The 20,017-nt window shown below is 72.7% G+C and carries 18 protein-coding genes; 9 read left to right on the top strand and 9 right to left on the bottom strand.

Going from position 1 to position 20,017, the window contains the following annotated elements:
* Positions 1–14: 14 nt before the first annotated feature.
* Genes ACFQZ6_RS02325 through ACFQZ6_RS02305 form a run of 5 tightly spaced genes read right to left on the bottom strand, consistent with a single transcriptional unit; the run spans position 15 to position 7,309 of the window.
* Positions 15–1,751 carry an IlvD/Edd family dehydratase gene (locus ACFQZ6_RS02325; protein WP_381604658.1) on the bottom strand — a complete coding sequence of 579 codons (1,737 nt, stop codon included), beginning with the start codon at positions 1,749–1,751 and terminating at the stop codon, positions 15–17.
* A 34-nt stretch (positions 1,752–1,785) separates the two neighbouring features.
* Positions 1,786–4,161, bottom strand: coding sequence for a beta-xylosidase/alpha-l-arabinosidase (locus tag ACFQZ6_RS02320; protein ID WP_381604657.1), 2,376 nt, complete (start codon positions 4,159–4,161; stop codon positions 1,786–1,788).
* Positions 4,162–4,195: 34 nt separating this feature from the next.
* Entirely contained in the window at positions 4,196–5,092 is an 897-nt protein-coding gene (locus tag ACFQZ6_RS02315; RefSeq protein WP_381604656.1) for a carbohydrate ABC transporter permease, read from the bottom strand.
* A 1-nt stretch (position 5,093) separates the two neighbouring features.
* A complete protein-coding gene (locus ACFQZ6_RS02310) occupies positions 5,094–5,996 on the bottom strand; it encodes a carbohydrate ABC transporter permease (protein WP_381604655.1) in 903 nt (300 codons plus the stop codon).
* Complete coding sequence (locus ACFQZ6_RS02305) at positions 5,993–7,309, bottom strand: extracellular solute-binding protein (protein ID WP_381604654.1); 1,317 nt, start codon at positions 7,307–7,309, stop codon at positions 5,993–5,995. Before ACFQZ6_RS02305 ends, ACFQZ6_RS02310 begins: the two co-directional genes overlap by 4 nt.
* Before the next feature lie 278 nt (positions 7,310–7,587).
* Here ACFQZ6_RS02305 and ACFQZ6_RS02300 point away from each other — a divergent pair, with 278 nt between their 5' ends.
* Entirely contained in the window at positions 7,588–8,598 is a 1,011-nt protein-coding gene (locus tag ACFQZ6_RS02300; protein WP_381604653.1) for a LacI family DNA-binding transcriptional regulator, read from the top strand.
* 130 nt (positions 8,599–8,728) lie between these two features.
* Here the strand turns inward: ACFQZ6_RS02300 and ACFQZ6_RS02295 are convergent, their stop codons facing one another.
* Positions 8,729–9,442: an SDR family oxidoreductase gene (locus tag ACFQZ6_RS02295; RefSeq protein ID WP_381604652.1), complete on the bottom strand. Its 714-nt coding sequence runs from the start codon at positions 9,440–9,442 to the stop codon at positions 8,729–8,731.
* Positions 9,443–9,584: 142 nt separating this feature from the next.
* On the opposite strand from ACFQZ6_RS02295, the gene ACFQZ6_RS02290 reads away from it, so the two are divergent.
* Positions 9,585–10,493 (top strand): helix-turn-helix transcriptional regulator, encoded by a 909-nt coding sequence (locus ACFQZ6_RS02290; RefSeq protein WP_381604651.1) that lies wholly within the window; start codon positions 9,585–9,587, stop codon positions 10,491–10,493.
* A 28-nt stretch (positions 10,494–10,521) separates the two neighbouring features.
* Here ACFQZ6_RS02290 and ACFQZ6_RS02285 read toward each other — a convergent pair whose 3' ends face one another.
* Complete coding sequence (locus ACFQZ6_RS02285; protein ID WP_381604650.1) at positions 10,522–10,797, bottom strand: hypothetical protein; 276 nt, start codon at positions 10,795–10,797, stop codon at positions 10,522–10,524.
* Between the two features lie 250 nt (positions 10,798–11,047).
* Here ACFQZ6_RS02285 and ACFQZ6_RS02280 point away from each other — a divergent pair, with 250 nt between their 5' ends.
* Positions 11,048–11,443, top strand: a complete 396-nt coding sequence (locus ACFQZ6_RS02280) for a VOC family protein (protein ID WP_381604649.1) — start codon at positions 11,048–11,050, stop codon at positions 11,441–11,443.
* Between the two features lie 40 nt (positions 11,444–11,483).
* Entirely contained in the window at positions 11,484–12,602 is a 1,119-nt protein-coding gene (locus ACFQZ6_RS02275; RefSeq protein WP_381604648.1) for an adenosine deaminase, read from the top strand.
* On the opposite strand, the gene ACFQZ6_RS02270 is transcribed toward ACFQZ6_RS02275, so the two are convergent.
* Together ACFQZ6_RS02270 and ACFQZ6_RS02265 are read right to left on the bottom strand one after the other, a co-directional pair.
* A complete protein-coding gene (locus tag ACFQZ6_RS02270; RefSeq protein ID WP_381604647.1) occupies positions 12,584–13,099 on the bottom strand; it encodes a mycothiol transferase in 516 nt (171 codons plus the stop codon). The genes ACFQZ6_RS02275 and ACFQZ6_RS02270 overlap by 19 nt on opposite strands.
* Positions 13,100–13,126: 27 nt before the next feature.
* Positions 13,127–14,017, bottom strand: coding sequence for a LysR substrate-binding domain-containing protein (locus ACFQZ6_RS02265; protein ID WP_381604646.1), 891 nt, complete (start codon positions 14,015–14,017; stop codon positions 13,127–13,129).
* A 118-nt stretch (positions 14,018–14,135) separates the two neighbouring features.
* Here ACFQZ6_RS02265 and mgrA point away from each other — a divergent pair, with 118 nt between their 5' ends.
* From mgrA to ACFQZ6_RS02240, 5 genes are all read left to right on the top strand, one after another.
* Complete coding sequence (mgrA, locus tag ACFQZ6_RS02260) at positions 14,136–15,128, top strand: L-glyceraldehyde 3-phosphate reductase (protein ID WP_381618001.1); 993 nt, start codon at positions 14,136–14,138, stop codon at positions 15,126–15,128.
* 234 nt (positions 15,129–15,362) lie between these two features.
* Positions 15,363–15,773, top strand: a complete 411-nt coding sequence (locus tag ACFQZ6_RS02255) for a hypothetical protein (RefSeq protein ID WP_381604645.1) — start codon at positions 15,363–15,365, stop codon at positions 15,771–15,773.
* A gap of 123 nt (positions 15,774–15,896) precedes the next feature.
* Positions 15,897–18,233, top strand: a complete 2,337-nt coding sequence (locus ACFQZ6_RS02250) for an ABC transporter ATP-binding protein/permease (protein ID WP_381604644.1) — start codon at positions 15,897–15,899, stop codon at positions 18,231–18,233.
* Between the two features lie 9 nt (positions 18,234–18,242).
* Positions 18,243–19,037 carry a hypothetical protein gene (locus ACFQZ6_RS02245; protein ID WP_381604643.1) on the top strand — a complete coding sequence of 265 codons (795 nt, stop codon included), beginning with the start codon at positions 18,243–18,245 and terminating at the stop codon, positions 19,035–19,037.
* Positions 19,037–20,011, top strand: a complete 975-nt coding sequence (locus ACFQZ6_RS02240) for a serine/threonine-protein kinase (protein ID WP_381604642.1) — start codon at positions 19,037–19,039, stop codon at positions 20,009–20,011. Before ACFQZ6_RS02245 ends, ACFQZ6_RS02240 begins: the two co-directional genes overlap by 1 nt.
* The last annotated feature ends 6 nt before the right edge of the window (positions 20,012–20,017 follow it).

The raw sequence follows: 20,017 nt of genomic DNA, 5'->3' as shown, positions 1-20,017 counted from the left end.
GGGGGAGTGGGGGCTCAGTGGGAGTCGCGGGGGACGTCGTGGCCGCGGCTGCCGCGCAGGAAGTCGAAGTCGGCTCCCCGGTCGGCCTGTTCGACGTGGGCGGTGTAGAGCCAGGTGTAGCCGCCGGTGTACCGGGGTTCGGGCGCCCGCCACTCCTCGCGGCGCCGCTGGAGTTCCGCGTCGGGCACGTCCAGGCGCAGCGTGCGGTGCGGTACGTCGAGGACGATCGGGTCGCCGTCCCGCACCAGGGCGAGCGGCCCGCCGACGGCGGCCTCCGGGGCCACGTGCAGCACCACGGTGCCGTAGCCAGTGCCGCTCATCCGGCCGTCGCAGATCCGCACCATGTCCGTCACGCCCGCCTTGAGCAGCCTGGTCGGCAGCGGCACGTTGGCGACCTCGGGCATCCCCGGGTACCCGCGGGGTCCGGCGTTGCGGATGACGAGGACGGTGTTCTCGTCGACGTCGAGGTCCGGGTCGTCGGCGACCGCGTGGTACGCCTCCGGGGAGTCGAAGACCCGGGCGGGGCCGCGGTGGGTGAGCAGGTGCGGTGACGCGGCCGACTGCTTGAGCACCGCCCCGTCGGGGCACAGGTTGCCGCGCAGCACGGCGGTACCGGTTCCGGCCGGTTGGAAGGGGGCGTCCAGGCCAGTGATGACGTCCGGGTTGACGCGTTCGGCGTCCGCGACGTCCTCCGCGACGCGGCGGCCGGTGACGGTGATCCTCTCGCCGTGCAGCAGCCCGCCGCGGAGCAGTTCGGCCTGGACGGCGGGCAGCCCGCCCGCGTAGCAGAAGTCCTCCATCAGGTACCGGCCGCTGGGCATCAGGTTGACCAGCGTCGGCACCGCGCGGGCCAGCTCGTCGAAGTCCTCCGGGCCCAGGTCGACCCCGACGCGTCCGGCGAGCGCGGTGAGGTGGATGATCGCGTTGGTGGAGCCGCCGATGGCCGCGTTGACCCGAATGGCGTCCTCGAACGCCTCCCGGGTCAGGATCCGCGAGGGGCGCAGCTCCTCCTCCACCATCCGTACGACGCGCTGCCCCGCCGCCTGCGCGGTCTCCATCCGCCGCATGTCGACGGCGGGCCAGGCCGCCGAGCCGGGCAGCTGCATCCCGAGCGCCTCGGCCAGGCACGCCATGGTGGAGGCGGTGCCCATCGTCATGCAGTGGCCGTGCGAACGCGCCATGCAGCCCTCGGCGAAGAAGCACTCCTCCGGCGTCATCCGCCCGGTCTTCAGGTCCTCCTCGAACTTCCACACATGGGTGCCCGAACCGACGTCCTGGCCGCGGTACTTGCCGTTCAGCATCGGTCCGCCGGTGACCATCACGGTGGGCAGGTCGACGCTGGCGGCGCCCATCAGCATCGCGGGCGTCGTCTTGTCACAGCCGGAGAGCAGTACGACGCCGTCGAGCGGGTTGGCCCGGATCAGCTCCTCGACCTCCATGGCCATGAGGTTGCGGTACAGCATCGCGGTGGGGCGCATCAGCGTCTCGCCGGTGGCCATGGTCGGGAACAGCAGCGGGAAGCCGCCCGCCTGCCACACCCCGCGCTTGACCGCCTCGGCGACCTCGGTCAGATGGACGTTGCACGGGGCGAGTTCTGAGGCGCTGGTCGCGATGCCGATGACGGGACGCCCGTCGAACACCTCGTGGCCGAAGCCCTGGCTGCGCATCCAGGAGCGGTACACCATCCCGCCGCGGCCCGCCGCGCCGAACCACGCCTGACTGCGGCGGCCCGTCTTCTCCATGTCCGTCATGTTGCCTGCTCCCCTGGCTCGCACACCCGGCGACTCACTCCTTGACCTGCTGTTCGAACGTGGCCTGGAAGCGCCGGGTGTGGTCCACCCGGCGCACGGGCCCGGTCAGCGTGACCCTGGCCGTCAGCCGTGGCGCGGCGCTGGAGGCGGCCAGCCGCAGCTCCAGTGCGCCGGGTTCGACGACGCGTCGGCCCTCGCGCCCGGTGAAGGAGGCCACGTCGGCCGGGACCGTGACCCGCACGCGGCGGGCCTCGCCCGGCGCCAGCTCCACCCGGGTGTAGCCGACGAGGCGCTGCACCGGCTGGACGACGGAGGCGACCGGGTCGTGCAGATAGAGCTGGACGACCTCGGTCCCGGCCCGCCCACCGGTGTTGCGGACGGTGAGGGCGAGGGTGAACTCGCCGTCGGTCGGGGCCTCCTGGGCGTCCACGGCCAGGTCGGTCCAGTCGAAGCGGGTGTAGGACAGCCCGTGGCCGAAGGCGAACGCCGGGGTCGGGTCGACGTTGGACACGCCGCTGGCGTGCGCGAGCCGCGCGCCGAGATAGGTGGTCGGCTGCGATCCCGGCCCGCGCGGCACGCTGACGGGGAGCCGTCCGGAGGGGTTGACCCGGCCGCTGAGCACCCCGGCGATCGCGTGGGTGCCCTCCTCGCCGGGGAAGAAGGTCTGCACGATCGCGGCGGACTCGGCCACGGCCCGGCCGATCGCGTACGGCCGCCCGGCGAGCAGCACGGTGACCACGGGCGTCCCCGTGTCGAGCACGGCGTCGAGGAGCTGCTGCTGTGCGCCGGGCAGGACCAGCGTCTCGGCGTCGCACCCCTCGCCGCTGGTGCCCCGCCCGAAGAGCCCGGCGCGGTCACCGAGCACCACCACGGCGACGTCGGCCCCGCCCGCCGCCCCGGCGGCCTCGGGGATGCCGGAGAGGTCCCCGTCGTCGACGCCGGTGCCGCGGACGACCGTGAGTGTGGCGTCGGGGAACTCGGCGGTGAGCGTGTCGCGCAGGGTGGGCAGTGCGATGCCGAGCGGGGTGCCGGGATGGCGGACGCCGATGTGCTGCGGGAAGGAGTAGCAGCCGAGGACCGCGGTCGGCTCGGCCGCGTTGGGCCCGATCAGGGCGATGCGGCGCGGCCGGGTGAGGGGCAGGGTGCCGTCGTTGCTGAGCAGGACGGCGGCCTTCTCGGCGATCTCCCGGGCGAGTTCGCGGTTCTCGGGCCGGTCGAGGTCGACCGTGCCGCGCAGGGCGTCCGGGTCGTCGGGGTCCGCGCCGTCGAGCGCGGTCGGCAGGGGGTTCCAGCCGGGGTCGAGCAGCCCGAGCGCCGCCTTCTGGAGGAGGACGTGGCGTACGGCGCGGTCGACGAGCTTCTCCGGCACCCGGCCCTCGGTGACGGCCTGGACGAGGGGGTCGCCGTAGGTCTTGACGTTGGGCAGCTCGACGTCGACGCCCGCCGCGAGCGCGAGGCCAGCGGCGTCGGCCCAGTCGGCGGCGACGCCGTGCAGGGTGCGCAGGAAGGCGATGGCGAAGTAGTCCGCGACGACCGTGCCGTCGAACCCCCAGGTGTCGCGGAGCAGCCCGGTCAGCAACCGCTCGTCGGCGGCGGCGGGGATGCCGTCGGTGTCGGTGTAGGCGTGCATCACGGCCTGGGCGCCGCCCTCGCGGACGGCCATCTCGAACGGCGGCAGCAGCACGTCCGCCCGCTCCCGGGGCCCCATCGGGGCGGGCGCGAGGTTGCGTCCGGCGCGGGAGGCGGAGTAGCCGACGAAGTGCTTCAGGGTGGCGAGCACCCCGGCCGACTGGATGCCCCGCACGTACGCCGTGCCGAGGGTGCCGACGAGGACGGGGTCCTCCCCGACGGTCTCCTCCACCCGGCCCCAGCGAGGGTCGCGTACGACGTCCAGGACGGGCGCGAGGCCCTGGTGGACGCCGACGGAGCGCATGTCACGGCCGATCGCGGCGGCCATCCGGTACACCGCGTCCGGGTCGAAGGTGGCGCCCCAGGACAGCGGGACGGGGTAGGCGGTGGCGCCCCAGGCGGCGAACCCGGCCAGGCACTCGTCGTGGGCGACGGCCGGGATGCCGAAGCGGTTGGCGGCGGCGATCCGGGCCTGGGTGCGGGCCAGCGAGAGCGTGCCCACCGCCGGGTCGACGGGGACGGTGCCGAACGGCCGGGTCAACTGCCCAAGGCCGCTGGGCAGCAGGGCGTCGAGGTCGACGGCCTCCTCCATCTCGTGCTGGTGCGGGGCGACCTCGCCGCCCTCGTCGGAGGCGCCCGCCCACACCCCGTACAGCTGGGCGGTCTTCTCCCGGAGGGTCATCGCGGCGACCAGGGCGTCGACCCGGGTGGCGGCGGGCAGGGCGGGGTCGTTCCAGAGGGGGGCTTCGGGGGTGGGCTCTGCGGCCACGTTGGCGGTCACTTTCCTCCCTGACCCGGCGATCCCGGGATGGCGGTCACCGGCTGAACCCGGCGGTCAGGCCGCTGAGCAGCTGGCGGCGGCCGAACGCGTACAGGACCAGGATCGGCAGCGTGGTGAGGACGACGGCGGCGAGCACGGCGGGGACGTTGACGCCGTACTGGCCCTGGAAGGTCCACAGGGCGAGCGGCAGGGTCCGGCGCTCGGGGCTCTGGGTGAGGACCAGCGGCAGCAGGAACCCGTTCCAGATGGTCAGCGCGTTGAAGATGGACACGGTGAGGATGGCCGGTCGGGTCAGCGGGGCCGCAAGCCGCCACAGGGTCGTCCACTCGGTGGCGCCGTCGACCCGCATCGAGTCGAAGAGTTCCTTGGGCACGTCGCGGATGAAGTTGGCGAGGATCAGCACGGACAGCGGGATGGCGAAGGCGGCCGACGGCAGGACCAGCGCCAGCAGGCTGTCGTACAGGTGCAGCTTGATGATGATCAGGTCGAGCGGGATCACCGTCGCCTGGAGCGGGATCGCGAGGCCCATCAGGAACAGCCCGTTCATCCGGCGCAGGATCTGCATCCGCCAGCCGCGGACGATGGCGTAGGCGGCCATGAAGGAGAACACGACCGCGGGGACCACGGCGCCGACGGTGACGACGACGCTGTTGACGAAGTAGCGCACGAAGTCGGACTCGATGACCAGTTGGTAGTTGTCGAGCGTGGGGTCGCCTGGCGGTACCAGCGGGTTGCTGGAGTAGTAGTTGCTCTGCATTTTGAGGCTGGTGATGACGGTCCAGTACAGGGGTACGGCGACGACGACGAGCCAGAGCCATCCGGCCAGCCCGCCGAACCAGTTGCGGCGGCGGGCCGCCGGGCGGGAGGAGTCCCGCCGCTCGCGGTGCGGGGCCTTCCGCGGCCGTTGCCGCTTGGTCAGCGTGGTGGTCACGTCAGGCCCCCTCGAGTTGGCTGTCACCGGCGTCCCGGCCGCCGATCCGGCGCAGCAGCAGGGCGAGGGCGAGGCCCACCAGGACGAGGATGACCGCGATGGCGCTGGCCGGGCCCATCAGGTCGGCCTGGAAGCCCCGCTTGTACATGTCCAGCGCGAGGACCCGGGTGGCGTCCCCGGGACCGCCCTCGGTGAGCACGAAGATGAGGTCGAAGAAGGTCAGCGAGCCGACCACCATCAGCGTGGACGAGGTGATGATCGTGTACTTCAGCTGCGGCAGCGTGATGCTGAAGAACTGCCGCACCCGCCCGGCGCCGTCCAACTGCGCCGCCTCGTACAGGGACGCCGGGATCTGCTGGACGCCGCCCTGGTAGATCAGCGCGTGGAACGGGATGAACTGCCAGGAGACGGCGAAGACGACGACCCCGAAGGCGAGCCAGGGCCGCCCCAGCCAGTCCTTGCTGAGCGCGTCGATCCTCAGTCCGGCGCCGAGCCCGAAGTTGGGGTCGAGCAGGGCCTTGTACGCGATCGCGATCGCCGCGGAGCTGAGCAGCAGCGGCACGAAGTAGATCACGCTGAGGACGGCGCGGTAGCGCTGGCGGCCCGCGAGGAACGTACCGAGCAGGATGCTCGCCGGGGTCTGCACGGCCCAGGACACGGCCATCACCAGGAACGTGACCCACAGCGCGTGCGGCAGCCCGGGGTCGGAGAGCACCTCACGCCAACTGGTCAGCCCGGAGGGGTGGATGTCGCCGATCCCGTCCCAGGTGGTGAAGCTCAGGACGAAGACACCGACGAGCGGGATCACGGCGAAGCAGACGAAGACCAGCAGCGCCGGTACCGCGAGCCACGGCAGGACACTGCGCGGCTCGCGGCGCGGCGGATGGCCGGTGAGCGCGCTCATTTGCCGATGACCCCGTTGAGCTTGGCGGCGAACTGCTCTGGTGAGATCGACAGTTGGAACAGCTTGGCGATGTTGTCCAGCAGCGTCTCGGCGGCCGTCGGGCTGAGCGCCTGGTCCCAGGACTGCTGGAACGTCTTGGCGTTGCTGGCGATGTCGTAGGTGAGCTGGAGGAAGTCGGCGCTGTCCGAGGCGGCCAGCAGCTTCTCCGTGCCGAGCCGGACGGGCACCGACCCGTTGTCGATCCACCGCTTCACCTCGTCGTCCTGGAGGACGCCGGTGGCGAAGAAGTCCTTGGCGACCTCCTTCTCCTTGGCGCTGGCCTTCGAGGAGATGGACAGGTACTGGGCGGGGTTGCCGACGCCGTTGCCCGGGTCGCCCTTGCCGCCGTCGACGGGCGGGAAGTTCATGAAGCCCAGCTTGCCGCTGGAGACGAAGTCACCACCGTCGGCCTTCTGGATGCCGTACGACCACGCGCCGTGCAGCATCATCGCGGCCCTGCCGGTGTACAGCAGCGCCTGGTCGGCGTTGGTGTCCGCGGCGATCGACGAGAAGCCCTTGACGAAGCCGTCGGCCTTGACTAGGTCCTGCACCCGGGTCAGGGCGGTGAGGGCGTCCGGGTGGGACCAGGCGTCCTTCTCGCCCTCGATGACGGCCTGGAACACCTCGGGACCGCCGATGCGGTCGAACAGGAACTCCAGCCACATCATGTTCGTCCACCGGGACTGCCCGCCCAGGGAGAACGGCGCGATGCCCTCGGCGTTGAACCTCGGCACCAGCGCCATGATGTCGTCCCAGGACTCCGGCGGCTTGGCGCCGACCTGGTCGAAGACCTCCTTGTTGTAGAAGAGGACGATCGGCTGCACGTTCTCGCACGGCATCGCGTAGATCTTCCCGTCGACGGTCGCCGCGCCGAACGAGGCGGGGAGGAGCCGGTCCTTGACCTCGGAGTGCTGCTCGAACCACGGGGTGAGGTCCTCGACCTGGTCGGCCTCCACGTAGGAGCGCAGCGTGCCGCCGCCCCAGCCCCAGATGATGGTGGGCGCCTTGCCCGCGCCGAGGGCCGTCTTGATCTTCGTCTTGTAGGCGTCGTTCTGGAAGGTGGTGTCCTTGATCTGCGTCTTCGGGTTGGCCTTGTTGAACGCGTCCACCGCGCTGGCCCGGACGCCTTCCTGCGGCTGCCCCTGGAGGTACCAGTAGGTGGCTCCGCCGCCGCCCTCGCTGGGGCCGGACGAGCCGCACGCCGACAGCGCGGCGGAGAGCGGCACGGCGGCGGCCATGCCGAGGAGGGTACGGCGAGAAAGGGAGGTCTCCATGTCTGTTCTCCGTACTCGAGCGCCACGGGCGGCTCGTGAGTCGTGAGGGGTGATGAAAACGTTTCGAAACGTTTCGAGATCGAGCCCGTAAGAGCCCGCTCATGGAGCATGTCCGAGCAAGTTAGATTTCGCGCTGAGCCGGTGTCAAGACGCGTGCGTGGGTGTCCTGCGCGGCGATCACCTGCGTAATCTCAGGGCAGTGCGGGTATCGAGAAGTTCTGTCGGTTACCGAAACCTTTCGGAGATCGGGCGCCGAACAGAGGAACTGGGAGGAACCGATGCCACCGAACGCCAGGCGCACCACCTTGGCGGACATCGCCCAAGCGGCCGGGGTCTCCGTCGCCACCGTGTCCAAGGTGGTCAACGGCCGCGGGGAAGTGGCCCCGCGGACCCGTGCCCGGGTGCAGGCACTGCTCGACCAGCACGACTACCTCGCGCCCGTGGTCCGCCACACCGAGGCACCGGGCGGCCCGACGATCGAGGTGCAGTTCAAGGGCGGCCTTAAGTCGTACGTGGCCGAGACCCTGGAGGGCATCATGGACTCCGCCGCGCGGGCCGGGGCCGCGGTGGCGGTCAGCAAGGCGTCCGGCGCCCCGCACTGGGCCCGTGACCTGGCCGCGGCCGGGCGCCGGGCCGTCATCGCGGTCACCAGCGTGTACACCGCGGCACACCTGCGGGAGCTGGCGCGGGCCGGGCTGCCGCTGGTCGTCCTCGACCCGCTGCACCTGCCGGACAGGCGGGTCAACAGCGTCGGGGCGACCAACTTCGCCGGTGGCCTGGCCGCGACCCGGCACCTGCTCGCCCTCGGCCACCGCCGGATCGCCTACCTCGGCGGACCGGCGTCGGCCGTCTGCAACCAGGCCCGCCTGCACGGCTACCGCGCCGCCATGGAGGCCGAAGGGGTACCGGTCCCCGACGGCTACGTCCTCCCCGGGGAGTTCACGTACGACACCGGCCTGCGCGGCGCCGCGGCGCTGCTGGACGCGGCGGAGCCGCCGACGGCGGTCTTCTCCGGCAACGACGAGATCGCCCTCGGCGTCATCGAGGCCGCCCGCGCCCGGGGGCTGCGCGTCCCCCAGGACCTGAGCGTGGTCGGCTTCGACGACACGGACCTCGCCCGGATGGCCTCACCGCCCCTGACCACGGTGCGCCAGCCGCTACGGGAGATGGGCGGCGCCGCCCTGCGCACCGCCCTGCGGCTGGCCAACGGCGAGAAGGTCGAGTCCCACCACGTCGAACTCGCCACCGAACTCGTCGTCCGCACCTCGACGGCCCCGCCCGGAGGCTGACCCGGGGGCGGCACGGGCTACTCGCCGCCGTCCCCACCGCCGCTCACGTCACTGTCCCGGCTCCGGGAGGGAACGACAATGGACAGCACCGTGCTGGTGTCCCGTCGACCGTATGGCGCCGCTGCCGAGGTCAGACCGGCTGGCCGAGCGGCCGGACCGTCAGGGTGTTGAGGTCGACGCCCGCTGGCTGGTCGAGGGCGAAGCAGACGGCCTCGGCGACGGGCTGGGGCGGCAGGGCGAACGGGGGAGCACCGGCGTCCTGCCAGAAGGGCGTGTCGATCATGCCGGGGTTGACGAGGGTGACGCCGACGCCGCGGGAGGTGGCGTGCAGACGGAGGTTCTCGGCGAGCCCGGTGACCGCCCACTTGGTCGCCGAGTACAGGTTGGCGGGGGCGTTCTTCAGCCCGGCGACGCTGCCGACGAGCACCAGCCGCCCGCCGGTGGCCTCCAGGTGGGGCAGGGCGGCGTGCGCCAGCAGGGCGGGGCCGAGGACGTTGGTGAGGACCATCGGCGCCCACAGCTCCGGGTCGCCCGCCCCGATCGTCGCGCCCTGGGTGCGGGGTGAGTCGGCGGACATGAAACCGGCGTTGGCCACCGCCGCGTGCAGCGCCCCGAAGTGCTCCACGGTCCGGGCGACGGCGGTCCGCGTCGCCTGCCAGTCCGCCGCGTCCGCGAGGAGGCCCAGCAGCCGGTCGGGCTGGTCGGCCGTGTCGAGGAACGCCTTGAGCCTCGTCTCGTCGCGGCCGGTGACGGCCACCCGGTGGCCGCGGTCGAGCAGCGTCCGCGCGGTGTGGGCGCCGATCCCGCTGGTCGCTCCGGTGATCAGTACGGTCTCGCTGGTCATGGTCCTGCTCCTCAGCGCGGGTCATGTCCGTTCGGGCTGTCGAGGCCACGAAACCGGCGTCGGCGCGGGCGGAGAAGGCCGCGTTCATGGGGGGTACAAGCTCGACCTCCCTGCCCGGCGGCCCCTGGCTACGCTGGACGGCATGGCTCCCTCATCCGGCGACGACACCGGCCACCGCTCCGACATCCGGGGCTTCCTCGCCAGCCGCCGCGCCCGGCTCTCCCCGGAGCAGGTCGGCCTGCCCACCAGCGGCCGACGCCGGGTCCCGGGCCTGCGGCGCGAGGAGGTCGCCGTACTCGCCGGGGTGAGCACCGAGTGGTACACGCGGCTGGAGAAGGGCCACATCAACGGTGTCTCCGAGGACGTCCTCGACGCGGTCGGGCGGGCCCTGCGCCTGGACGAGGACGAGCGCGCCTACCTGTTCGACCTCGCGCGGGCGGCCCGCCCCACGCGCGGTACGCCGCCCCGCCGCAAGGACGCCGACGTCCCGCCGTCCGTCCAGTGGATGCTCGACGGCATGACGATGGCCCCCGCCTTCGTCCGCGGCGGCCGGATGGAGATCGTCGTGAGCAACCCGCTCTGCCGGGCCCTGTACGCGCCGATGTTCGCCAGCGCCACCAGCGACGAGCGGGGCCGCGCCAGCTTCCCCCGCTACTTCTTCCTCGACCCCGGCTCGCGTGACTTCTTCGTCGACTGGGAGGCCGGGGCGCGGATCAGCGTCGCGCTGCTGCGCGCGGCGGCCGGGCGTGACCCCCGCGACCGCGCCCTGCGCGAACTCATCGGCGAACTGTCCACGCTCAGCCCCGAGTTCCGCACCATGTGGGCCCAGCACGACGTCCGCGTCCACCACCACGGCGTCAAGCGGCTGCGGCACCCCGAGGTCGGCGTCGTGGAGCTGACCTACCGCTCCATGAACCTGCCGGAGTCCGGCCGGGCGGTGCACGACCTGACCGTCTACACCGCGGCGCCCGGCAGCCCCGCCGAGGACCGGCTCCGCCTCCTCGCGAGCTGGGCGGCGACGCGGCCCGCCCCGGCCACGGAGTCCACCTGACGGTGTCACCAGGGGGGCGCGTCCCCGGTCACACCGTCCACGCCCCCTCCCGCATCAGGAACCGCCCCCGCATCTCCCGCTCCCCCCGGTACGCCTGCACCGTGCGCGGACGCACCCGGAAGAAGGCGTACGACGCGCCGTCCCCGCGCGGGTCCCAGCCGTACTTCGCACGCAGCGCCCCCGCCACCGCCTCCGGCGCCTCCGCCGCGGTGAAGGTGTCCGCCTCCCCGTCGACGAGGAGGACGTCCCGGGTACTGGGGAAGGCGACACGCGCCCGGCCGCCGTCGCGGAGGTCGCCGCGCACCCCCGCGGAGCGCAAGCGACGGGTACTGGACCGGCTGGAAGGGGAGCGGCACATCTGGGTGGCCACGGCGGACGGCGCCGGGGTGCCGTGCGTGGTCGCGCTCTGGTTCGTCTGGGACGGGCGGGCGCTGTGGGTGTCCACTCGGCTGACGAACCCCCACCGGCCGCAACCCGGCGTGCGGCGAACGACTGGCACACCGTGCGTTTTACGTATAACCTCTCCCGTCAACCACCCGCCCAGGAAGGCGCCGATGAGACGCATCGCCCTGGTCGCCCTCGTCGTCGACGACTACGACGAGGCGATCCGCTTCTACACCGACGCCCTCGGCTTCCGTCTCGCCGAGGACGCCCCGCGCCCCGACGGCTCCCGCTGGGTCGTGGTGGAGGCGGGGCCGCCGGACGCGGGCACCGCCCTGCTGCTGGCCCGCGCCAAGGGCGACGCCCAGCGCGCCCGCGTCGGCGACCAGACCGGCGGCCGGGTCGGCTTCTTCCTGCACACCGACGACTTCGCCCGCGACCACGCCCGGATGCTCGCCGCGGGCGTGACCTTCCTAGAAGCGCCGCGGCACGAGCCGTACGGCACCGTCGCCGTCTTCCAGGACCTGTACGGCAACCGCTGGGACCTGCTCCAGCCCGCCACCGCCTGAAACAACCCCGAACCACCCGAAAGCCGGAGAACCGCACACCATGAAAGCTACGCGCGTAGACACCTCCGTCGTAGACGCCCCCGTCGCCGACGCCCTCACCGCCGCCACCCTCCGCCGCCTCCCCAAGGCCGTCCTGCACGACCACCTCGACGGCGGCCTGCGCCCCGCGACCGTCGTGGAGCTCGCGGCCGAGGTCGGGCACGCCCTGCCCACCACCGACCCGGACGAGCTGGCCGCCTGGTACTACGACGCCGCCAACTCCGGCGACCTGGTCCGCTACATCGCCACCTTCGAGCACACCCTCGCCGTGATGCAGACCCGCGAGGGCCTGCTGCGCACCGCCGAGGAGTACGTCCTCGACCTGGCCGCCGACGGTGTCGTCTACGGCGAGGTCCGCTACGCGCCCGAGCTGATGCTGAAGGGCGGGCTGACCCTGCCCGAGGTCGTCGAGACCGTCCAGGAGGGGCTGGCCGCGGGCATGGCGAAGGCCGCTGCGGCCGGGACGCCGGTGCGCGTGGGCACCCTGCTGTGCGGGATGCGGATGTTCGACCGGGTCAGGGAGGCCGCCGACCTCGCGGTGGCCTTCCGGGACGCCGGGGTCGTCGGCTTCGACATCGCGGGCGCCGAGGACGGCTTCCCGCCCGCCGACCACCTCGCCGCCTTCGAGTACCTGCGCCGCGAGAACGTGCCGTTCACCATCCACGCGGGCGAGGCGCACGGCCTGCCCAGCATCCACCAGGCGCTCCAGGTGTGCGGCGCCCAGCGCATCGGGCACGGCGTGCGCATCACCGACGACATCCCCGACCTCGCCACCGGCAAGCTCGGCCGTCTCGCGGGCTGGGTCCGGGACCGCCGGATCGCGCTGGAGATGTGCCCCACCTCCAACCTCCAGACCGGCGCCGCCACCTCCATCGCCGAGCACCCGATCACCGCGCTGAAGGACCTCGGCTTCCGGGTCACCCTCAACACCGACAACCGGCTGGTGTCCGGCACCACCATGACCCGCGAGATGACGCTGCTGGTGGAGGAGGCGGGCTGGACCCTCGACGACCTGCGCACGGTCACCGTGAACGCCCTCAAGAGCGCCTTCATCCCGTTCGACGAGCGCAACGCGCTGATCGAGGACGTCGTCCTGCCGGGTTACGCGTCCGCGTCCTGAAGCAGTCCGCGCAGGTAGGCGGCCTGTCCGACGTGCTGGAGGTCGTCGGACAGGACGCTCACCAGCCGTACGCCCAGTGTGACCGGCGGGTCCCAGTTCTCGTCGACGACCCGCTCCAGGTCCTTGGCGGTCAGCCCGCGCAGCGCGCCGAGGGTCTGCTCGTGCACGGCGTCGTAGTAGCCGGTGAGCAGGTCGCCGGAGTCGACGCGGACCTTGGCGACCCGGGCGGCGCTGTGGCCGTAGCCGGTGTCCTCGCGGGGCAGGTCGAGGTTGAAGCGCTTCTGCCAGTCCTGGGCGAGCCAGACCTGGTCGAGCCCGAAGGCGTCGGCGACGTGGTCGTCCTGGACCCGGGTGAGGTGCCAGACCAGCCAGGTGACGGAGTTGCTGTCGGGGGAGGGGCGGGTGTTGAGGGCGTCGGGCTCCAGGCCCTCGACGACCGCGTGGACTTCTTCCTGGATGCGGGAGTACGCCTCGATGAGGATGTCCTTGACATGCATGGCTCCACCATCGCGCATCCCCGCCCGTCACGCGTCCTCGGACTCCGCCGCCAGCAGCGCCATCAGCGCCCGCGCCGCCGGACTGGTGTCCCGCGGCGGCGGCAGCAGCGCCGCCGTCTGGTACACGGTCTCGTCGGTGCCCTTCACCGGCAGCGCGGTCAGCGAGGCCCGCTTGCGCCGGAAGTGCCGGGGCACGACGGCGACCCCGAGGTTCTCGTCGACCAGGTCGAGCAGGCTGTGCACGTCGTTCACCTCCAGGGCGACGGTCCGGCGCACGCCCGCCGCGTCGAACGCGGCGTCGGTGATGCGGCGCGGCCCCCAGTCGGGGTGGAAGTCGACGAACACCTCGCCCCCGAGGTCCTCGGGGGTGACGGCGGCGCCCGCGCGGGCCAGTCGGTGACTGGGGTGGCACAGCACGGTCATCGGCTCACTGGTCAGCGGTACGGAGCACAGTTGGTCGGGGTCGCCGGGACCGGGTACCGCGAACGCCAGGTCCAGGCGTCCGGCCGCGACCTCCTCCGCCAGCGCCGCGGAGCCCGCCTGCCGCAGCCGGATCTCCACGTCGGGGTGGCGGCGCCGGAACGCCGCCAGCAGCCGGGGTGCGTCGACGCCCGCGATGCACTGCTCGGTGCCCAGGGAGAGCGTGCCCCGCAGCACCCCCTGCACCGCGGCCACCGCCTCGTGCGCCGCCCGCACCTGCGCCAGGATCCGCTCCGCCTCCGCCAGCAGCGCCCGCCCCGCCTCGGTCAGCGTCACCCGGCGGGTGGTCCGGGTGAACAGCGGCGTCCGCAGCTCGCGCTCCAGCGACCGGATGGAGGCCGACAGGCCCGACTGGGAGACCATCAGGCGTTCGGCGGCCCGGGTGAAGTGCTGGTCCTCGGCGACCGCGACGAAGTGCTGGAGGTGGCGCAGTTCCATGATTGAGAAGCGTATCCGCTGAATTCCATCGGATTCTCCTGTTGGACTGCTGCCCGGCGCCGGGCGAGAGTAGGACTCCCGACACTGGGACGGACCTGACGGAACCATGGGAGCCGCGTTGTACACCGCACACCCCGACCGCTACACGGACATGCCCTACCGGCGCACCGGACGCAGCGGACTGAAGCTGCCCGCGCTGTCGCTCGGGCTGTGGCACAACTTCGGGCCCGACCGTCCGGTGGAGACCCAGCGGGCCATCCTGCGCCGCGCCTTCGACCTCGGCGTCACCCACTTCGACCTCGCCAACAACTACGGCCCGCCGCCCGGCGCCGCCGAGTCCGCCTTCGGCGAGGCGCTGGCGGCCGACTTCGCGCCGTACCGGGACGAGATGATCATCTCGACCAAGGCGGGCTACCTGATGTGGCCGGGCCCGTACGGCGAGTGGGGCTCGCGCAAGTACCTGCTCTCCTCCCTCGACCAGAGCCTGAAGCGGATGGGCCTGGACTACGTCGACGTCTTCTACTCGCACCGCCCCGACCCGGAGACTCCGCTGGAGGAGACGATGGGCGCCCTGCACTCCGCCGTGCAGCAGGGCAAGGCGCTCTACGTGGGCGTCTCCAACTACTCCGCGGAGCAGACCCGGGAGGCCGCCCGCATCCTGGGCGAGCTGGGCACCCCGCTCCTCATCCACCAGCCGCGCTACTCGATGCTGGACCGCCGCCCGGAGGACGAGGGCCTGCTGGACGCGCTCGACGAACTCCAGACCGGCTCCATCGCCTACTCCCCGCTGGAGCAGGGCCTGCTCACCGGCCGCTACCTCGACGGCATCCCGGAGGACTCCCGGGCGGCCAGCGACAGCCCCTTCCTCAACCGGGACGCGCTGACCGAGGACCTGGTGGGCCAGCTCCGCGCCCTGGACGACATCGCCAAGTCCCGCGGCCAGTCGCTGGCCCAGATGGCGCTGGCCTGGGTGCTGCGCGGCGGCCGGGTGACCTCCGCCCTGGTCGGCGCGAGCAGCCCGCGGCAGCTTGAGGACAGCGTCGCCGCCATCCGCAACCTGGACTTCGACGCGGAGGAACTGGCTCGGATCGACGCGGTCATCGGCCGCTGAACCACCACGCGACCACCCCGACGGAGCGTCGCCGACCACCGCTTCCGGTGGCGTCGGCGGCGCTCCGTCCCTTTCCGGCCAACCGGCCCCCGGTATATGCCAGGAGAGTGGCCGGAATGGCGTGGTGACACTGGTTCAAGAGTGAAGATACTCAACGTCAGGGACAGCTCACGCACAGGAGCCGTAGGGAAGAGGGAACCACCCGCAGCGACTGACGCATCGGGGGAGGCGAACGTGCACGACGAATTCCTGTGCCACGTCACCGCTTACGGCATCTGTGACGGGCGCCGCATCGGCGTACCGTTAGGCACCTACCGGGCGCCCACCCTGGCGCTCGCCCTGTGGTGGCTGCGCGACCGCGCCATCTGGATCGCGGAGCGGCTCGATCCGCACCCGGAGCGGGAGCTGTTCCCGCCGGGCGCCCTGGTCCCGGTCGCCGCCAGCGTCGCCGACGTCCCCGCACTGCTGCGCGCCTGGAGCGCCGACGTGGCCCAGCAGGAGCTGGTCGCCGACGAGTTGGCGGCCGGACGGCTGGTACGGATCGCCACCAGCGACGACACCACCGAGTACGAACTCCTCGCGGAGTCGGTGGACGCGCTGCGGATGCAGCGCACCATCCCGGCGCTGGTGATGCCGGTCGGCTGAGCCCGGCCCCCGGAATGCCGGTCGGCTGAGTCTGGCCCCGGAATGCCGGTCGGCTGAGCCCGGTGCTGGTGGGGCAATCGGGTGACCGGGCAGCCAAGAGGACAAATCGGTAGAATTCCAGGCATGGCGAAGCCCGCCGGTACGACGGCACCCGAACTCGTCCTGGAGACCGATACGGGCGCGACGGTGATCACCCCCACCCGCGACTACCACGTCGGTCGTGACCCCCTCAGCGACATCGTCCTCGACGACGCCCGGGTCTCCTGGCACCACGCGGTGCTCCGGCCCGAGGGCGACCACTGGACGCTGGCCGACGAGCACAGTACGAACGGCACCTACGCAGACGGCCACCGCGTCGACGCCTCGGGCGTCGGCCCGGGCAGCGTGATCCGCTTCGGCAACGCCACCGACGGCCCGCGCGCCGTCCTGCTCGGACCCGCCGCGCCCTCGGCGGAACGCCCCTCCGCGGTCCACGAGCCCGCCCTCACCCACACCTTCCGCAGACCCACCAGCGTCCGCCCGCTGCCCACCCGCACCATCCGCATCGGCCGCGGCCCGGACAACGACCTGGTCGTGGACGACCTGATCGTCTCCCGCCACCACGCCGAACTGCACACCCACCCCGACGGCACCTACGAGATCGTCGACCTCGGCAGCCACAACGGCACCTACCTCAACGGCCTGCGGGTCGAGGAGCACGCCGTCGTCCGGCAGGGCGACATCGTCGGCGTCGGCCACTCCGACTTCTGCCTCGTCGGCGACCAGCTCCAGGAGTACGTCGACACCGGCGAGGTCTCCCTCGACGTGCAGGACCTCACCGTCGCCGTCGAACGCGGCGACAAGGTCCTCCTCGACCACGTGTCGTTCCCGGTGGGGGAGAAGTGCCTGCTCGCCGTGGTCGGACCGAGCGGCGCGGGCAAGTCCACCCTGCTCAACGCCCTCACCGGACAGCGCCCCGCCGACCACGGCACCGTCCTGTACGACGGCCGCGACCTCTACCACGACTACGCCGAGCTGCGGCAGCGCATCGGCCTCGTCCCCCAGGACGACATCCTGCACGCCCAGCTCACCGTCCACGCCGCCCTGTCCTACGCCGCCGAACTGCGCTTCCCGCAGGACACCGCCAAGGCCGAGCGCCGGGACCGCGTGGACGAGGTGATCCGCGAACTCGGCCTCGAACAGCGCGCCCGGCAGCCCGTGCACAGCCTCTCCGGCGGCCAGCGCAAACGCGTCAGCGTCGCCCTGGAACTGCTGACGAAGCCGTCCCTGCTCTTCCTGGACGAGCCGACGTCCGGACTCGACCCCGGCATGGACCGCTCCGTGATGCACATGCTGCGCGGCCTCGCCGACGACGGCCGCACCGTCATCGTCGTCACCCACAGCGTCCTCAGCCTCGACGTCTGCGACCGGCTCCTCGTCCTCGCGCCCGGCGGCAAGGTCGCCTACTACGGCCCGCCCGACGACGCCCTGACCTTCTTCGGCTTCACCCAGTGGCCGGAGGCGTTCGAGGCGTTCGAGCACGACCAGGACCGGGACTGGGCCGGGCAGTACCGCGACTCGCCGCAGCACCGCAAGTACGTCACCGCCTCCGCGCAGCCCCAGGTCCCCCGCGAGGGCCCCGTCCTCGTCGGCCCGCCGCCCCGGCCGCGCGGCTGGACCGGCCAACTGCGCACCCTGGTGCGCCGGTACACCGCCGCGCTCAGCGCCGACCGTACCTTCCTCGCCATCATGGTCGCCCTGCCCTTCGTGATGGGCGCCATGGCCCGCGCCCTCGCGGGCGGCGAACTGACCCGGCGTACGGCGATGAACGCGCTGCTCATCCTCTGCGTCGGCGGCGTGCTCACCGGCGCGGCCAACGCGGTGCGCGAGATCGTCAAGGAACGGGTGATCTACCAGCGCGAACGCGCCGTCGGCCTGTCCAGATCGGCGTACCTGATGTCCAAGGTGGTCGTGCTCGGCACGGTCACCGTGCTCCAGGCGGTCGTGCTCACCCTGGTCGCGCTGCTCGGCGTCGACCTCAACGCGCCCGGCGGCGAGGGCGTGGTGATGCCGCCCCTTGTCGAGATCACCGTCGCGGTCGCCCTGCTCGCCTTCACGGCCATGATGCTCGGGCTGCTCATCTCCGCGCTGGTGCGCAAGGAGGAGGTGACGATGCCGCTGCTGGTGCTGCTCGCCATCGTGCAGGTGGTGTTCTGCGGCGCGCTGCTGCCCCTGGACGGCGTGCCGGGGCTCCAGCAACTGGCCTGGCTGGTGCCCTCGCGGTGGGCGCTCGGCGCGATGGCGGGCACGATCGACATCGCCCGGATCGTGCCGACCGACATCACCGACGACCCGGTGTTCCGGCACGCCACGGACGTGTGGCTGCTCAACGTCGGGATGCTCGTCGCGCTGTCGGTGGCCTTCGGCCTCGTGGTGGCCCGGCTGCTGCGCCGCCAGGAACCCCACGTCATGCGGAAGTAGCCGATGCCGATGAGCACCCCCGGATTCCGGCCCACGCACGTCGTCCCCCGGGACGGTCTGCCCGCCTGGGAGGCCCCCGACCCGGCCCGGCCCACCGTCTCCCTGGACCCCCTGCTGCCGGTCGTCCTGGCCGAGCGGCGCGGTGACTGGGGGCGGATCGAGTGCGCCAACGGCTGGTCCGCGTGGGTCGACGGCCGCTGTCTGGTCGCCGTACCCGACGATCCGCCCACGACCGGCGGTCCGCTCGCCGCGAGCGCCGACCCGCGGCCCCTGCTCGCCCGCGCCGAACAGGCCCTGGCCGGGTACCGGGCCGCGGTGGAGGACCTCGCGGCGGGCCGCCTGGACGGCGAGTCCTTCCAGCACCGCACCAGCGGCCTGCGCCTCGGCGTGGTGGCCGACGGGGAGTCCCTGTGGCTCTACGACGGCGACGAGAGCCGCTGGCTCTACACCGACGGCACCCGCCTGAACACGTACGCCACGGACGACTCCCCGCACACGACCGCACGGCCTACACCCACGCCCGCCCACCCCCCGCCCGCCTCCGCCCACCCCCCGCCCGCCTCCGCACAGCCCGCACCCGCCTCCGCGCAGCCGCAACCGACCAGGGTGGAGCCCGCACCCGTTTCCACGGAGCCGCCGCCGACCACGGTGGAGCCCGCACCCGCCGTCGAGCCCTCGCTCACCACTGCGGAGCCGCCGCCCACGACCGTGGACCCCGCACCCACCACCGCCCAGCCCCCGCACGCCCCCGACGACCCCGGCTACGCCCCCACCCGCATCGTGGGCCCCGACGGTGAGCGGTGATGGCGACGGCCGAGCCGGGCCCCGTCGCCGGGCGGCCGACGGATCTCGTGGGCCGTCAGGTCGCCGGTTACCGGATCGAGGAGGAGATCGGCCACGGCGGCATGGCCGTCGTCTACCGCGCCCGCGACCTGCGTCTGGACCGCACCGTCGCGCTGAAGCTGCTCGCCCCGGAACTCGCCCGCAACACCACCTTCCGGCTGCGCTTCACCCGCGAGTCGCGGGTCGCCGCCGCGCTGGACCACCCGCACATCGTGCCGGTCTTCGAGGCGGGCGAGACGGAGGGCCTGCTCTACATCGCCATGCGCTACGTGCCCGGCAGCGACCTGCGCCACCTCCTCGACCGCGACGGCCCGCTGCCGCCCGGCACCGCCCTGCGTATCGCCGCCCAGATCGCCTCCGCGCTCGACGCCGCCCACGAACACGGCCTCGTGCACCGCGACGTCAAACCGGGCAACGTCCTGGTGGCCCGCGGCACCGACAGCGACCACCCCGAGCACGTCTACCTCACCGACTTCGGCCTGACCAAGAAGTCCCTGTCGCTGACCGGCCTCACCACCGTCGGCCAGTTCGTCGGCACCCTCGACTACGTCGCCCCCGAGCAGATCTCCGGCCGCCCCGTCGACGGCCGCTGCGACGTCTACGCCCTCGCCTGCGTCGTCCACGAACTCCTCACCGGCCACCCGCCCTTCCGCCGCGACGACGACATGGCCTTGCTCTGGGCCCACCAGTACGACGACCCGCCCCCGCTGACCGCCGCCCGCCCCGACCTGCCCGCCGCCGTCGACGCCGTCCTCGCCCGCGCCCTGGCCAAGACCCCCGACGACCGGTACGACTCCTGCCTCGCCTTCGTCACCGCGCTGCGCGACGCCGCCCGCTCCGCCCCGCGTCCCGCCAGCCACCCCCCGACCCAGCTCGACTCCGGCCCCGTACCCCCGCGCTGGGCGGAGCCGGTGTTCCGGCGGCGCGCGTACTGACCCCGG

The organism is Streptomyces flavalbus, from assembly GCF_042674625.1.
Lineage (GTDB): Bacteria > Actinomycetota > Actinomycetes > Streptomycetales > Streptomycetaceae > Streptomyces > Streptomyces flavalbus.
The sequence above is the reverse complement of the archived record's forward strand: the minus strand, read 5'-3'. Positions and strand labels throughout refer to the sequence as shown.